At 66.3% G+C, this 14,929-nt stretch carries 9 protein-coding genes and 3 rRNA genes; all 12 read right to left on the minus strand.

Going from position 1 to position 14,929, the window contains the following annotated elements; genetic code table 11:
* Positions 1–41: 41 nt before the first annotated feature.
* The 12 genes from recN to IPK24_15755 all read right to left on the minus strand — a co-directional run bounded on the left by recN (position 42) and on the right by IPK24_15755 (position 14,927).
* A complete protein-coding gene (gene recN / locus IPK24_15700) occupies positions 42–1,952 on the minus strand; it encodes a DNA repair protein RecN (GenBank protein MBK8076969.1) in 1,911 nt (636 codons plus the stop codon).
* A 101-nt stretch (positions 1,953–2,053) separates the two neighbouring features.
* Complete coding sequence (locus IPK24_15705) at positions 2,054–2,965, minus strand: NAD kinase (GenBank protein MBK8076970.1); 912 nt, start codon at positions 2,963–2,965, stop codon at positions 2,054–2,056.
* Positions 2,962–3,762, minus strand: coding sequence for a TlyA family RNA methyltransferase (locus IPK24_15710; protein ID MBK8076971.1), 801 nt, complete (start codon positions 3,760–3,762; stop codon positions 2,962–2,964). Before IPK24_15710 ends, IPK24_15705 begins: the two co-directional genes overlap by 4 nt.
* A gap of 4 nt (positions 3,763–3,766) precedes the next feature.
* The gene (locus IPK24_15715; protein MBK8076972.1) at positions 3,767–3,973 is read right to left on the minus strand and encodes a hypothetical protein; all 207 of its coding nucleotides are present in this window, start codon (positions 3,971–3,973) and stop codon (positions 3,767–3,769) included.
* 30 nt (positions 3,974–4,003) lie between these two features.
* Positions 4,004–5,083, minus strand: a complete 1,080-nt coding sequence (locus IPK24_15720) for an HAD-IIA family hydrolase (protein MBK8076973.1) — start codon at positions 5,081–5,083, stop codon at positions 4,004–4,006.
* Positions 5,080–5,922, minus strand: a complete 843-nt coding sequence (locus tag IPK24_15725) for a hypothetical protein (protein ID MBK8076974.1) — start codon at positions 5,920–5,922, stop codon at positions 5,080–5,082. Before IPK24_15725 ends, IPK24_15720 begins: the two co-directional genes overlap by 4 nt.
* Before the next feature lie 29 nt (positions 5,923–5,951).
* Positions 5,952–6,413 carry a hypothetical protein gene (locus IPK24_15730; protein MBK8076975.1) on the minus strand — a complete coding sequence of 154 codons (462 nt, stop codon included), beginning with the start codon at positions 6,411–6,413 and terminating at the stop codon, positions 5,952–5,954.
* Positions 6,414–6,806: 393 nt separating this feature from the next.
* Positions 6,807–6,923, minus strand: a 5S ribosomal RNA gene (gene rrf, locus IPK24_15735).
* 69 nt (positions 6,924–6,992) lie between these two features.
* A 23S ribosomal RNA gene (locus IPK24_15740) occupies positions 6,993–10,095 on the minus strand.
* Positions 10,096–10,452: 357 nt separating this feature from the next.
* Positions 10,453–11,971, minus strand: a 16S ribosomal RNA gene (locus tag IPK24_15745).
* The 16S, 23S and 5S rRNA genes sit together here, the layout of an rRNA operon.
* Before the next feature lie 595 nt (positions 11,972–12,566).
* Entirely contained in the window at positions 12,567–13,841 is a 1,275-nt protein-coding gene (locus IPK24_15750; protein MBK8076976.1) for a tyrosine--tRNA ligase, read from the minus strand.
* Positions 13,842–13,958: 117 nt separating this feature from the next.
* Entirely contained in the window at positions 13,959–14,927 is a 969-nt protein-coding gene (locus IPK24_15755) for a DUF389 domain-containing protein (protein ID MBK8076977.1), read from the minus strand.
* Between the last annotated feature and the right edge of the window lie 2 nt (positions 14,928–14,929).

Consider the following 14,929-nt stretch of genomic DNA (forward strand, 5'->3'; position numbering starts at 1 on the left):
GCCGCTCTGCGTCCCCGAGGACCTGCCTGCCAGGAGCCTCCTCACCCCACGATCGTGCCACGTTCTGCTCGCCGGTCGGACCGGAGGGTGTGCTCCGGTGTGTGCTCGGCCCGCGCCGTGGCCAGCAATTCCTCCGCATGGGCGCGGGCGCTGCCCGAGTCGGCCATGCCTCCGAGCATCCGGGCCAGCTCACGAACCCGTCCCGCTTCGTCCAGCAGCGTGACGCCGCTCTCGGTGACCTCACCGGTCACGGCCTTGGTCACCACGAGGTGACGGTCGGCGAAAGCTGCCACCTGAGGCAGGTGGGTGACCACCAGGACCTGGGCGCTGCGCGCCAATCGCCCCAGGCGCCGGCCGATGCCGAGCGCAGCCTGCCCCCCGACCCCCGCGTCCACCTCGTCGAAGACGAAGGTGGGCACCGGGTCAACCCCACCGAGCACCACCTCGAGCCCCAGCATCACCCGCGAGAGCTCACCGCCCGAGGCGCCCTTGGCCAACGGGCGAGCAGGAGCCCCCGGATGGGGCAACAACAACAGTTCGACCTCGTCCACCCCGTCGGCGACGGCAGCCAGCAGCCGCGCAGGCGCCGTACTCGACACCGGGTCAGCGGCCTTGCCCTTGCCCGATCCCTTGCCCGGTCCCTTGCCTGATCCCCCGCCCGATCCCTTGTCGCCTTTGCCGTGGCGAACCGGGAGGTCGGGGACGGCGAGTCCGTCCTCGTCGGGACGTTGGCGCACCTCGACCACCAGTTCGGCGTGCGGCATGGCCAGCTCGGTCAGTTCCTCGCTCACCGCCGTCCCCAGACGGGCCGCGGCCTCGAGCCGGGCTCGACTCAATCGGGCTGCCAGTTCCCCCAGCTCGCGGCGCAGGGTCTCGCGCTCGGCGTCCAGGGCGAGCGAGCGGTCCTCGTCACCCTCCAGCTCGAGCAACCGCAGCCCTGAGGCCCGCGCCCACTCGAGGACGGCGTCGACGTCCGGCCCGTAGGCCCGGGTCAGTGCGCCGAGCTCGGCACGACGGCTCTCGACCGCGGCCAACCGGGTCGGATCAGCCTCCAGCCGGTCCGAGTAGGACGCGCAGTCGCCGGCCACCTCGGCCACCAGCATGCTCACCTCGCGAAGCCGGTCCGCCAACGCGGCCAAGGCGGCATCGTGATCGCGCACCTGGTCGAGGGCTTGGCGGGCCCGGGTCAGCAGGGCCAGCGCGTCCGGCTCGTCGAGGGAGAGGTCGTCGCGCCCGGTCAGCGCGGCCTGGGCCGTGGACGACGCCGCGCGCAGTTCCTCGGCGTGCCCGAGCCGTTCGGACTCGGCGCGCAGGTCGACGTCCTCACCCGGGCGCGGGTCGACTCGCTCGACCTCGGCCAGGCCCAGCCGCAACAACTCGGCCTCCTGCGCTCGCTCCCGGGTCTGGGTGCGGATGGCGTGCAACTCGGCCTCGACCACCCGGAGCCGGTTCCACCGGGTGCGGTACTCGGCCGACAGCTCGCTCACCTCGGCACCGGCGAAGCGGTCGAGCATCTGGCGTTGGCGCACCGCCGACCGCAACCGCAGCTGCTCACTCTGGCCGTGTACGGCGATCAGGTCCTCGGCCAACTCCGAGATCAGCGCCACGGGGGCGGCGCGGCCCCCGACATGGCTGCGGCTTCGACCCTCGGCGCCCACGGTGCGCGAGACGATCAGTTCGGCCGTGCCGTCCACCAGCTCATCGAGCTCGCCACCGGCCTCGCGAACCCGCTCGGCGATCGTGCCCGTGGCCTCCACCAGAATCCGGCCCTCGACCAGCGCACTGGCCTGGCCGGTCCGCACCGCTCCCGGGTCGGCGCGCCCGCCGAACAGCAGGCCCAGCCCGGTGACCACCATGGTCTTGCCGGCGCCGGTCTCGCCGGTGACCACGGTCAGGCCCGGCCCGAACTCGAGCACCGCCTCACCGATCACACCGAGGCCGCGAAGGCGCATCTCCTGCAACACGGGGACAGCCTAGGCACTCGGGGGCCGCCCGAGGCGGTTACCCACACCCCGGGGCCGCCCTTCGGCGCCGATGAGACTCGTCCGGGGGGCTATTCGTGCTCGTGCCGGCTGCGGCCGCGCCATCCGTGGACCGGCAGACCGAACTTGGCCACCAGCCGGTTGGCGAAGGGTGGCCGGGCCAACCGGGCCAGGCGTACCGGCAGCGGCGAGCGACGGACCTCCACCCGCGAGCCGGTGGGTAGGTCGAGACTGCGCCGGCCGTCGCACCAGAGAACCGCTGTGCCCGGCGAGACGATCTCGACCGCAGGTACCGAGTTGGGCGCCACCACCAAGGGCCGCGCGAAGAGGGCGTGGGCGCTGATCGGCACCAGCAGCAGCGCCTCGACCTCGGGCCACACCACCGGGCCACCAGCCGAGAACGCATAAGCCGTCGAGCCGGTCGGCGTGGCGAGAACGACTCCGTCGCAACCGAATTCGGTGACCGGGCGGCCGTCCACCTCGAGCACGACCTCGATCATGTGCCGCCGGTCGGCCTTCTCGATGCTGGCCTCGTTGACCGCCCAGGTCTGCGCCAACACCTGATCGCCGAGCATCACCTGGACGTCGAGGGTCATCCGTTCCTCGACCTCGTAGCGGCGCTCGGCGATCCGCAGCACGGTGTCGTGCAGGTCGTCTCGTTCGGCCTCGGCCAGGAATCCGACGTGGCCGATGTTGATCCCCAGCAACGGGACGTCGCTGCCCCGCACCAGCTCGGCCGCGCGCAGGATCGTCCCGTCGCCGCCGAGCACCACCACCAGTTCGGCGCCGTCCAACGGCTGGTCGGGGTCGGCCAGTTCGATGACCCGGCGCGCGGCGTCCCCCAGGGCGCTCGCCTCGGGCTCGGGCATGATCGGGCTCAGCCCGGCGCGGCCGAGCAGGGTCACCAGTTCCTCCGCCACCCGCACCGCCGTGGGGCGTCCGGTGTGCGCGAGCACGAGTACCCGACGGTCTCCGCGGCTCACTGTGGTCCCTCCTCGACGGCGCGCAGCAGATCAGCCTCGCGCAGCGGTTCGGCTCCGGCAACCAGCCAGAGAAAGTACTCCACGTTGCCGCTGGGTCCGGGCAAGGGGCTGGCGCACACGCCGCGCACCCCGAGACCGAGATCGGTTGCCGCCTCGGCGACGCTGCGCACGGCATCGGCCCGGTCCACGGCCGAGCGGACGACGCCGCCCTGCGGCAACCGCTCCCGACCCACCTCGAACTGCGGCTTGACCATCAGCACCAGGTCGGCCCCGGGCTCACTCACCCGAACCAGCGGCTCGAGCACCAGACGCAACGAGATGAACGACAGGTCGGCGACCACCAGATCCGGCGCAAAGGGCAGCTGAGCACGGGTCAGTTCGCGAACATTGGTGCGGTCGAGAACGCTGACCCGTTCGTCCTGCTGCAGCGACCAGACGAGCTGGCCATATCCGACGTCGACCGCAATGACGTGTGCAGCACCGCGACGCAGCAGCACATCCGTGAAGCCACCCGTGCTGGCACCGGCATCCAGACATCGCCGACCCACGACGTCGATCCCGGCGAAGGCGTCGAGGGCACCGGTCAACTTGTGGCCGCCGCGACTCGCGAAATCCGGTGTGCCCTCGACCTCACGCACCACGATGGCGGCCGCCGGATCAACCTGGGTCGCGACCTTGCCGGCCACCTGCCCGGCGAGGACCACGCGCCCCGCGGCGACGAGCTCGTCGGCGTGGGCGCGAGATCGCGCGAGCCCGCGCCGCACCAGCTCGACGTCCAGCCGCCGCCGCTGGGCCACGAGGTCAGCCCTCGACGTCGGCGAGGCGGTTCTGCAGGGTGCGGTGCACCGCTTCGATCACGGGGAGCTGGTCCTCCAGGGAGATGGCCGAGGCCCTGGCCAGCTCTCGCATCATCTCGTTCAGGCCTTCGTCGTCAGTGCCGGGTACCTCGGGTGTGACCGGGTCCACCGCATTCACCTCGGGCTCCCGACCGCCCTCATCCATGATCATTCGAGGCTCCTTCCCGTTGCCTCGATCACGCTATCGCGCCCAGGCTGCCGCGGTCTCGAAGCGGCGGCAGGCGGTCCACACGTCGTCGCTCGACGGTGGCTTCGACACGCCTGTCCGCGCATCGCGCCACGCCCAGGCAGCGCCACAGGCAGCGCGCAGCAGGTCCACCGGGTCGGTGCCGATGCTGCGGACCACCAGGGTGGCGTCATCGTCCTCGCCGGCCGACTCGACCGCCACCGTCGCCTCACGGCAGCGGGCGGTGACTCCACCGGTGGTCTGGACGTCCACCGCGGGATGAGGGTGCAGCAGGCCGGACAGATCCGCAGCAAGGTAGGTCGGTCGTTGTGACGGTGGCGCAGCGACCAGATCACCGACCCCGCTGACCCCGGTCATCACGGCCAATCCGGGCATGCCGGCGGCACGCGCGCCCTCGAGGTCGGTGTCCAGCCGGTCGCCGACCGCCACCGGGGCGGCGGCCCCGTATCGCTTCACGGCGTCGAGAAACGGCTCCGGCTGCGGCTTGCCGGCCACCAGGTCCGGACGACGCCCGCCGGCGGTCGCCACCGCTGCCACCAGTGAGCCGTTACCGGGAGCCGGTCCGAACGGAGTCGGCACGGTGAGATCCAGATTCGTTGCGAGCCAAGGCAATCCAGCCCGGACGGCGCGGGTCCCCTCGGCCAGCAGCCGCCAGGTCAGATCGGGGTTGAATCCCTGCGCGACGGCGTCCGGGGTGTCGTCCATCGTGGCCACCGGCACCAGACCCTGCTCGGTCAATGCCACCCGTAACCCCTCGCCCCCGATCACCAGCACCCGGGACCCGGCCGGTAAGCGCTCGGCGAGCAGCGCCGCCCCGACCTGAGCCGAGGTGAGCACCTCGCTCACGTCGACGGTGATCGAGAGCCGCCGCAGGTGATCGGCGACGGTGTCGGGTGTGCGGCTGGCGTTGTTGGTCAGGTAGCAGAGCCGCATGCCCGCGGCCTGGACGCCGGCGATCGCCTCCGGTGCACCGGGTACCGGGTCCGGCCCCACATAGACGACACCGTCGAGGTCGACCACGGCCAGGTCGTGGATCTCGCACAGCGGTCGCTCACTCGCCTCGAGCCCACTCACTGCGGTTCCTCCAGCAGGTCCAGGAAGTCACCGTCGGAGTCCTCGTCACCGACCAGATCCGAGTCGGCGGACGGCGCGTCGTCCGAGGGATGCAGGTCATCGTCGAGAGCATCCTCCAGCGACAGGCCCGCTCGCTCTGCCCAGGTCGCCGCCTCCTCGGTGCGACCGACCGCAGCCAGCGCCCGGGCATACGCCAGCTGGAGCCGCACCAGCCACTCCTCGCCACCCGTACTCTGCAGCTCGGGGATCTGGAGCGTGATCACGGCAGCCTCGAGCTGGCCCAGATCGGCGCGTGCCCCGGCGGTGACGATCCGCAGTTCCATCTGATCGGCATGGCTCAGTCGCGCCGCCTCGGGCGATGCGGCCAGGGCAAGTGCCCGTTCGGGGCGACCGAGCCCTCGCTCGCAGTCCGCCATCACCGCCAGGTGCGCTGAAGAACCCGTGAGCCGGCGCAGGGTGCGCAGCTCGGCCAACGCCTGGCCATAGCGACCGGTGTGATACGCCGCCAGACCCGTGGCCTCACGCACCACACTGATCCGCGCACCTCGCCCCCGGGCGGCGAGGGCATGTTCCCAGGCCAGCTCGGGGTCCTCGTCCAACAGCCTGCCGACCATGACCAGATGCCGGGCCACGATGACGGACCCGTGGGTGCCCAGGCTCGACAACTCGGCCCGCACCTCACGGTCGAGCTCCTTGCCGGTGACCTCGTCTGGTACCGGCGGTCCCACCGGTACCGACGGCCTGCGCACCTCGGACGACGGCCGTTCCCCGGGCCGGCGGGAAGCGTCACCCTCGAACCGCTTGCGTGGCGCATCACCGTCGAACCGTTTGCGCGGCAAGGCTTCCCGTTCCGCTCGGGGGCCGCCGGTCAAACCGCCGCGCGACGGGCCGCTGCTCCGTGGCGGCCGGCCTTCACGTCGAGGATCCTCGCGACGAGGCCCACCGCCGGACGCTCCGCGCGACGGCGCCCCGGTACGTGGTGGGCGCTCTCCCGGCCCTCGCGCGTCACGACGGTCGTCGCCTCGTGGCGAGCTGTCGCGTCGGGGACCCCCGAACCCCGGGGGCCGGCCACCGCTGGCGTCACCGCGCGGACGATCGCTCGAAGGTCGCCCACCTGATCCCGCTGGACGACCGCTTGCTCCGGGCGGACGCCCACCTGTTCCGGTCGGACGCCCGCTCGCCGAGGGCCGTCCGCGGCTTCCCTGCCTCGGGCCGGCGCTCCATCGTTCACCGGTCGACCCGGCTCCCGAACGTCCACCACTGCCGGACGGACGAGCACCACCAGGTCGGCCACCCTCGGCACCAGGGCGTCCCCCGGTTCCGCTGGCACGGCCTCCTGCGCTGCCGGGACGGCCCCCCGCGCTGTTGGGTCGGCCGCCCGCGCTGTTGGGTCGACCCCCCGAGCTGCTCGGGCGTCCGCCCGCTGCGCTCGACCGGCCACCGGCGCCGCTCGCTCGCCCATTGCCCGCATATCCGCCACGGCCACCGGAATCACTCGGCCGTCCCGTGCCCGACGACCCGGTACCTCCGCCGGAGCGAGGAGCGCCGCGCCCGACAGAACGCCCACTCGACGGTCTCCGGCGATCGTCTCCGCGCTCGTTGTCGTCGTCGGCCATGTGACTCCCTCTCAGTGGTTCCAGGACTCTCTCACAACGGCCGGGGAACACCGTCGGCAAAACACCGATGGCGGTCACCCTCACGGGTGACCGCCATCGTGAAAGATGTCCGGCGGCGTCCTACTCTCCCACCCGGTCCCCCGGGCAGTACCATCGGCGCAGGCGGGCTTAGCTTCCGGGTTCGGAATGGAGCCGGGCGTTTCCCCGCCGCTATGGCCGCCGAAACACTATGGAGATGTCGTCGGATATACCGACCGCACCTCGGGAACCGCACAGTGGACGCGAGCAAGTCTGTTGACAAGTTATCGGCTTATTAGTACCGGTCAGCTTCATGTGTCTTTTGTCCACACTTCCACATCCGGCCTATCAACCCAGTAGTCTAGCTGGGAGCCTCTCGGGGTAAACCCCATGGAAACCTCATCTTGAAGCGAGCTTCCCGCTTAGATGCCTTCAGCGGTTATCCCTTCCGAACGTAGCTAATCAGCGGTGCTCTTGGCAGAACAACTGACACACCAGAGGTTCGTCCGTCCCGGTCCTCTCGTACTAAGGACAGCCCTTCTCAAGTTTCCTGCGCGCGCAGCGGATAGGGACCGAACTGTCTCACGACGTTCTAAACCCAGCTCGCGTACCGCTTTAATGGGCGAACAGCCCAACCCTTGGGACCGACTCCAGCCCCAGGATGCGACGAGCCGACATCGAGGTGCCAAACCATGCCGTCGATATGGACTCTTGGGCAAGATCAGCCTGTTATCCCCGGGGTACCTTTTATCCGTTGAGCGACCGCGTTTCCACGAACCACGGCCGGATCACTAGTCCCGACTTTCGTCCCTGCTCGACATGTCTGTCTCACAGTCAAGCTCCCTTGTGCACTTGCACTCGACACCTGATTGCCAACCAGGCTGAGGGAACCTTTGGGCGCCTCCGTTACATTTTGGGAGGCAACCGCCCCAGTTAAACTACCCACCAGGCACTGTCCCTGATCCGGATTACGGACCGAAGTTAGACATCCAGAACGACCAGAGTGGTATTTCAACGTTGACTCCACCGACACTGGCGTGACGATTTCACAGTCTCCCACCTATCCTACACAAGCCGTTCCGAACACCAATACCAAGCTGTAGTAAAGGTCCCGGGGTCTTTTCGTCCTGCTGCGCGTAACGAGCATCTTTACTCGTAGTGCAATTTCGCCGAGTTCACGGTTGAGACAGCGGAGAAGTCGTTACGCCATTCGTGCAGGTCGGAACTTACCCGACAAGGAATTTCGCTACCTTAGGATGGTTATAGTTACCACCGCCGTTTACTGGCGCTTAAGTTCTGAGCTTCGCCGTGAGGCTAACCCGTCCCCTTAACGTTCCAGCACCGGGCAGGCGTCAGTCCGTATACATCGTCTTGCGACTTAGCACGGACCTGTGTTTTTAGTAAACAGTCGCTTCTCCCTGGTCTCTGCGGCCTTCAAGAGCTAGCCGGCTAGCGGCTTCACTCCTCAGGCCCCCCTTCTCCCGAAGTTACGGGGGCATTTTGCCGAGTTCCTTAACCATGATTCGCTCGATCGCCTTGGTATTCTCTACCTGACCACCTGAGTCGGTTTAGGGTACGGGCGGCTCGAACCTCGCTAGAGGCTTTTCTTGGCAGCATAGGATCACCCTGCTTCCCGCATTCGCGGTCACCATCAGGTCTCAGGCTCATGAGATGCGGATTTGCCTACATCTCGCCCTACACCCTTGGACGTGGACTACCATCGCCACGCGGTGGCTACCTTCCTGCGTCACCCCATTGCTTACCTAGTACTAGGTCGGTTCACGCGCTCCACGTAGGCCGGTCCGAAGACCAATCCACGCTTCAAGCGTTTAGCATCACCAGATTCAGTATTGGCGGTTCTTTGCCGGTACGGGAATATCAACCCGTTGTCCATCGACTACGCCTGTCGGCCTCGCCTTAGGTCCCGACTTACCCAGGGCGGATTAGCCTGGCCCTGGAACCCTTGGTCATTCGGCGGACGGGTTTCTCACCCGTCTTTCGCTACTCATGCCTGCATTCTCACTCGTGTGGCGTCCACGGCTGGGTCACCCCGCCGCTTCACTCGCCACACGACGCTCCCCTACCCATCCACACGCCTGGATCCGAAGACCTGGCTATTGCGTGAATGACACAGCTTCGGCGGTGTGCTTGAGCCCCGCTACATTGTCGGCGCGGAATCACTTGACCAGTGAGCTATTACGCACTCTTTAAAGGGTGGCTGCTTCTAAGCCAACCTCCTGGTTGTCTGTGCAACTCCACATCCTTTCCCACTTAGCACACGCTTGGGGGCCTTAGCTGGTGTTCTGGGCTGTTTCCCTTTCGACTACGGAGCTTATCCCCCGCAGTCTCACTGCCACGCTCTCACTTACCGGCATTCGGAGTTTGGCTGACGTCAGTAACCTTGTAGGGCCCATTAGCCATCCAGTAGCTCTACCTCCGGCAAGAAACACGTGACGCTGCACCTAAATGCATTTCGGGGAGAACCAGCTATCACGGAGTTTGATTGGCCTTTCACCCCTACCCACAGCTCATCCCCCAGGTTTTCAACCCTGGTGGGTTCGGTCCTCCACGCGGTCTTACCCGCGCTTCAACCTGGCCATGGGTAGATCACTCCGCTTCGGGTCTAGAGCATGCGACTCATTCGCCCTATTCGGACTCGCTTTCGCTACGGCTTCCCCACACGGGTTAACCTCGCCACGTACCACTAACTCGCAGGCTCATTCTTCAAAAGGCACGCCGTCACCCCGCTAGGAGGCTCCGACGGATTGTAGGCACGCGGTTTCAGGTACTATTTCACTCCCCTCCCGGGGTACTTTTCACCTTTCCCTCACGGTACTTGTCCGCTATCGGTCACCAGGGAGTATTTAGGCTTAGGGGGTGGTCCCCCCAGATTCGCACGGGATTTCTCGGGCCCCGTGCTACTTGGGAACACATCTAGGAGTTCGCGCCATTTCGTCTACGGGGGTGTCACCCACTGTGCCAGACCTTTCCAGGTCCTTCGACTATGACGCGAATTTTTGACTCCTTATCAAGACGGCAGTCCTGATGAGATGGTCCCACGACCCCGAACGCGCAACGCCTGCCGGCTATCACACGCGCTCGGTTTAGCCTCTTCCGCTTTCGCTCGCCACTACTAACGGAATCGCGGTTGCTTTCTCCTCCTGCGGGTACTGAGATGTTTCACTTCCCCGCGTTCCCTCCGCATACCCTATGTGTTCAGGTATGGGTGACTGGGCTTGCCCCCAGCCGGGTTTCCCCATTCGGAAATCCTCGAATCACAGCTCGGTTGTCAGCTCCTCGAGGCTTATCGCAGACTCCTACGTCCTTCTTCGGCTCCTGGTGCCAAGGCATCCACCGTGTGCCCTTAAAAACTTGACCACAGATAATAAGATGCTCGCGTCCACTGTGCAGTTCTCAAGCTACGGGCGGAAATCCTGGCCCCGTGATCGGCGCCTGCTCGCCCATGCGAGTGGTTCGTCCGAAGGCCGGTCCGCGCAACCGGTCAGAACGACCGGGCGTAGAGGTGAAGAGGCATGTGCCCGTTCCCTCAGGACCCAACAGTGTGCCAGGCCATCGTCTGCGATCCGGGGAGGTTCCTATCCGCAAGCGGATGTACTGACCCATGAATCGAATTCGATGGCCAACTAGTCGATGTTCCACCCTTGAGCAACCACCTCGGAACGTTCGCCCGAGTTGTGGCTCTGGACGCTGCGAACAGCGCCAGGTGCTCCTTAGAAAGGAGGTGATCCAGCCGCACCTTCCGGTACGGCTACCTTGTTACGACTTCGTCCCAATCGCCAGTCCCACCTTCGACGGCTCCCTCCACAAGGGTTGGGCCACCGGCTTCGGGTGTTACCGACTTTCGTGACGTGACGGGCGGTGTGTACAAGGCCCGGGAACGTATTCACCGCAGCGTTGCTGATCTGCGATTACTAGCGACTCCGACTTCACGGGGTCGAGTTGCAGACCCCGATCCGAACTGAGACCAGCTTTTTGGGATTCGCTCCACCTTACGGTCTCGCAGCCCTTTGTACTGGCCATTGTAGCATGCGTGAAGCCCAAGACATAAGGGGCATGATGATTTGACCTCATCCCTACCTTCCTCCGAGTTGACCCCGGCAGTCTCCTATGAGTCCCCGCCATTACGCGCTGGCAACATAGAACAAGGGTTGCGCTCGTTGCGGGACTTAACCCAACATCTCACGACACGAGCTGACGACAACCATGCACCACCTGTGAGAGGCCCTTACGGACCCGACATCTCTGCCGGATTACCTCTCATGTCAAGCCTTGGTAAGGTTCTTCGCGTTGCATCGAATTAATCCGCATGCTCCGCCGCTTGTGCGGGCCCCCGTCAATTCCTTTGAGTTTTAGCCTTGCGGCCGTACTCCCCAGGCGGGGCGCTTAATGCGTTAGCTGCGGCACGGAACTCGTGGAAAGAGCCCCACACCTAGCGCCCAACGTTTACGGCATGGACTACCAGGGTATCTAATCCTGTTCGCTCCCCATGCTTTCGCTCCTCAGCGTCAGTTACGGCCCAGAGACCCGCCTTCGCCACCGGTGTTCCTCCTGATATCTGCGCATTTCACCGCTACACCAGGAATTCCAGTCTCCCCTACCGCACTCTAGTCTGCCCGTACCCACTGCAGGCCCGGGGTTAAGCCCCGAGTTTTCACAGCAGACGCGACAGACCGCCTACGAGCTCTTTACGCCCAATAATTCCGGACAACGCTTGCACCCTACGTATTACCGCGGCTGCTGGCACGTAGTTAGCCGGTGCTTCTTCTGCAGGTACCGTCACTTTCGCTTCTTCCCTGCTGAAAGAGGTTTACAACCCGAAGGCCTTCGTCCCTCACGCGGCGTCGCTGCGTCAGGCTTTCGCCCATTGCGCAATATTCCCCACTGCTGCCTCCCGTAGGAGTCTGGGCCGTGTCTCAGTCCCAGTGTGGCCGGTCGCCCTCTCAGGCCGGCTACCCGTCGTCGCCTTGGTGGGCCGTTACCCCACCAACAAGCTGATAGGCCGCGAGCCCATCCCCAACCGATAAATCTTTCCAAGCACATCGGATGCCCGAGTGCTTCATATCCGGTATTAGCTCCGGTTTCCCGGAGTTATCCCAGAGTTGGGGGCAGGTTGCTCACGTGTTACTCACCCGTTCGCCACTGATCCCCCTCCGAAGAGGGTTCACCGTTCGACTTGCATGTGTTAAGCACGCCGCCAGCGTTCGTCCTGAGCCAGGATCAAACTCTCCGTTGATGTCTTATACGGCGTCGGTGCACGCACCGGCGCCGACATCTCGAAGTTGGTCCCGAAGGACCTGATCTGGCTGAGCAGATGAACTCTAGCTCATCTATCTCTACCAAAGGAATCGTTCACGAGTTAGTATCGAACGGACCCGAAGGGACCGACCGCCACCACCTCGCGACGAGGTTATTTGGCATCGACTTTTGGCACACTGTTGAGTTCTCAAGGAGCGGACGCGCACCGATTATTGGACCTTTCGGTCTGTTTTCGGGGCAACCCTTCAAGCTTAGGTCTTCCGCGTTCCCCGGTCAAATCGGCCTTGCGGCTGATCGGAGAGGCTTGGAAGAGCCGCCCCACACCTTCGAAACACTCGCTGTAGCGAGTGCCTTGGAGGCTAGGGGGTCACCCTGCGGGACCGGCCACTTGGTGTCCGTTTCTCCCTGTCGGGCTGACATCGAGAACAGTACGGAGCAGCCGATGCAGAGTCAAATCGGGGGGTCAAGAGCCTTCTGACCTGCACAGATGCCCCTGAGTGAGCGCAACTACGGGGGGTCACAGGCCTGTTTCGGGCGGAGATGAGACCTGCATCACGCGCCACGTCGTGCCGTCACTCCCCCACGTTGATCACAGCGAGTGACCGGCGTCCGCGCCGGAGCACGGCCCAACGCCCGTGCAACAGGTCTCCGACACCGAGCGTGGCGTCCTCGCTCATCACCTTGACGTTGTTCAGGTACGCACCCCCCTCGCCGATGGCCCGACGTCCGGCGGACTTGCTCGCGACCAGGCCGCTGGCCGCCAGAAGATCCACGATCAAGTGCTCCCCGGCCGGGACCGTCGCTCCCGGGAGCTCGCGCAGGGCGTCCCCCAAGGTGGCGGCGTCCAGGCTCGTCAGATCCCCCCGCCCGAACAACGCCTGACCGGCGGCCTCCACCCGGTGCGCGACCTCGGCCCCGTGCACCAGTGTGGTCACATCCCGGGCGAGTGCCCGTTGTGCCTCGCGCGCCTGTGGCCGTTCGGCCACCGCCCGTTCCAGGTCGGCGATCTCGTCACGATCGCGATCGCTGAAGATCCGCAGCAAGGTCGCCACCGACGCGTCCTCGATGTTGAGGAAGTACTGGAAGAACGCGTACGGCGAGGTCATGTCCGGCGACAGCCAGATGGCGTTGCCCTCCGACTTGCCGAACTTGGTTCCCGAGGAGTCGGTGAGCAGCGGCGTCGACAGGGCGTCGACCGAGACACCCTCGGCCCGGTGCACCAGATCGACTCCTGCCGTCAGGTTCCCCCACTGATCGGAGCCGCCGGTCTGCAGCACGCACCCGTACTTCCGGTACAGGTGCAGGAAGTCCAGGGCTTGCAACAGCTGGTAGCTGAATTCGGTGTAGGAGATCCCCTCACGGCTGGTCAGCCGGGCCGAGACGGCCTCCTTGCGGATCATCTGATTCACCCGGAAGTGCTTGCCGATGTCCCGCAGGAAGTCCAACGCCGACAGCGGCGCCGTCCACTCGAGGTTGTCCACCAGCAGAGCCGGGTTGGCTCCGTCGAAGTCGAGGAACGGCTGCACCAGTGCCTTGATCCGGGCGACGTTGTCGGCGGTCTGTTCCTTGGTCTTCAGCACCCGCTCGGCCGTGGGCTTGGGATCTCCGATCAGTCCGGTCGAGCCCCCCACCAGGCAGATCACCCGGTGGCCCGCACGCTGCAGCAGTCGAAGCACCACCAACTGCACCAGGTTGCCGAAGTGCAGGCTGGGCGCGGTCGGGTCGAAGCCGCAGTACACCGTGACCGGACCACCGGCCAGCGCCCGGCGCACCGCCTCCTCGTCCGTCATCTGTGCCACCAGGCCCCGCCAGAACAGGTCCTCCAGCACGTCGGCCCGAGCCGCCACCTCGATCGGGGTTTCACTCACCGTCTCGCCTGGTCCTCTCGTGTCGTCCGCCCGGCCACACCCGCACCGGGTCTGTCCGACATCCTGCCGGATACGGTTCGGGTCACGTGCCGGTGGTCAGGCTCGTCCCCGATCTCGCCAGCGGGCCACGATGTGCGCCCGCCGCCGCGACATTCGCGCCCACACCGCCTGCTGAAACGCCAGCGTGGCCCATCCCGCCAGGCCCATCCCCACGAGATTCACGGTCAACTGCAGCAGGCTGCCCCAGGCCTCGTGGCCGACTCCGAAGGCCGCGGCCAGCGCCACGTTGCCGGCGGCGGGGATGGTCGTGACCGAGATGAACACCCCGGACAGTCCGCCGAGTCGTGCCGAGGTCAGCGAGAGAACGCCGGCCGCTGCGGCGATCAGTGCCACCACCAGCGACCAGCGGTCCGGTGAGTAGACGAAGCCGGTGCCGGGTCTCGGGCCGGTCACTGCTTCGATCTCGATCCAGCCCGCCGCCCGGGCTGCCCACGCGGCGAGCGTGGTCAACACCATCGAGATCGCGAATCCGGCCGCCAAGGTGCGCGCGGCCATCCGCAGCAGGGTCCAGCGCCGCCGCACCAGGGACAGCCCGAGGGCAGCCACCGCACCGAACTCGGGCCCGAGCACCATGGCGCCGATCACCAGGATCTGGGAATCCAGCACGATGGCGATCGCTGCCAGCACCGTGGCCAGCGTCATGAAACTGAGGTAGGTCCAGTTGAGTTCGCTGTCCTCGTAGGCGCGCTGGGTGACCTCCGCCCAGACCACCGCATCAGCGCTGCTGCCCGGCGCGAGGCGTTCGGCGGCGTAGGCATCGGCCGACAGCCAGGTCGGCACGGACTCGATGTGCACGGTGCCTTCATGCTGGACGCCGAGCGCGCGCAACGCGTCCAGCACATCGTTGGCGGCCTCCCGGGCGACGTCGGCCGTGACGAGATCTCCGCTGGGGCGTATCGCGGCGCCCCGGACGACGACCAGAGCGCTGACTGCCGGGTCGGAGGCGAGCCGTTGCAGGACATCGTCGGTCAGGCGCGCGGGGGCGGTGACGGTGAGACGCAGCACGA

Source organism: Kineosporiaceae bacterium, from assembly GCA_016713225.1.
GTDB lineage: Bacteria > Actinomycetota > Actinomycetes > Actinomycetales > Kineosporiaceae > JADJPO01.

Coding starts and splice junctions, on each gene's coding strand:
- recN (MBK8076969.1), bottom strand. CDS start 1,952: ATGCGCCTTCGCGGCCTCGGTGTGATCGGTGAGGCGGTGCTCGAGTTC.
- IPK24_15715 (MBK8076972.1), bottom strand. CDS start 3,973: ATGATCATGGATGAGGGCGGTCGGGAGCCCGAGGTGAATGCGGTGGAC.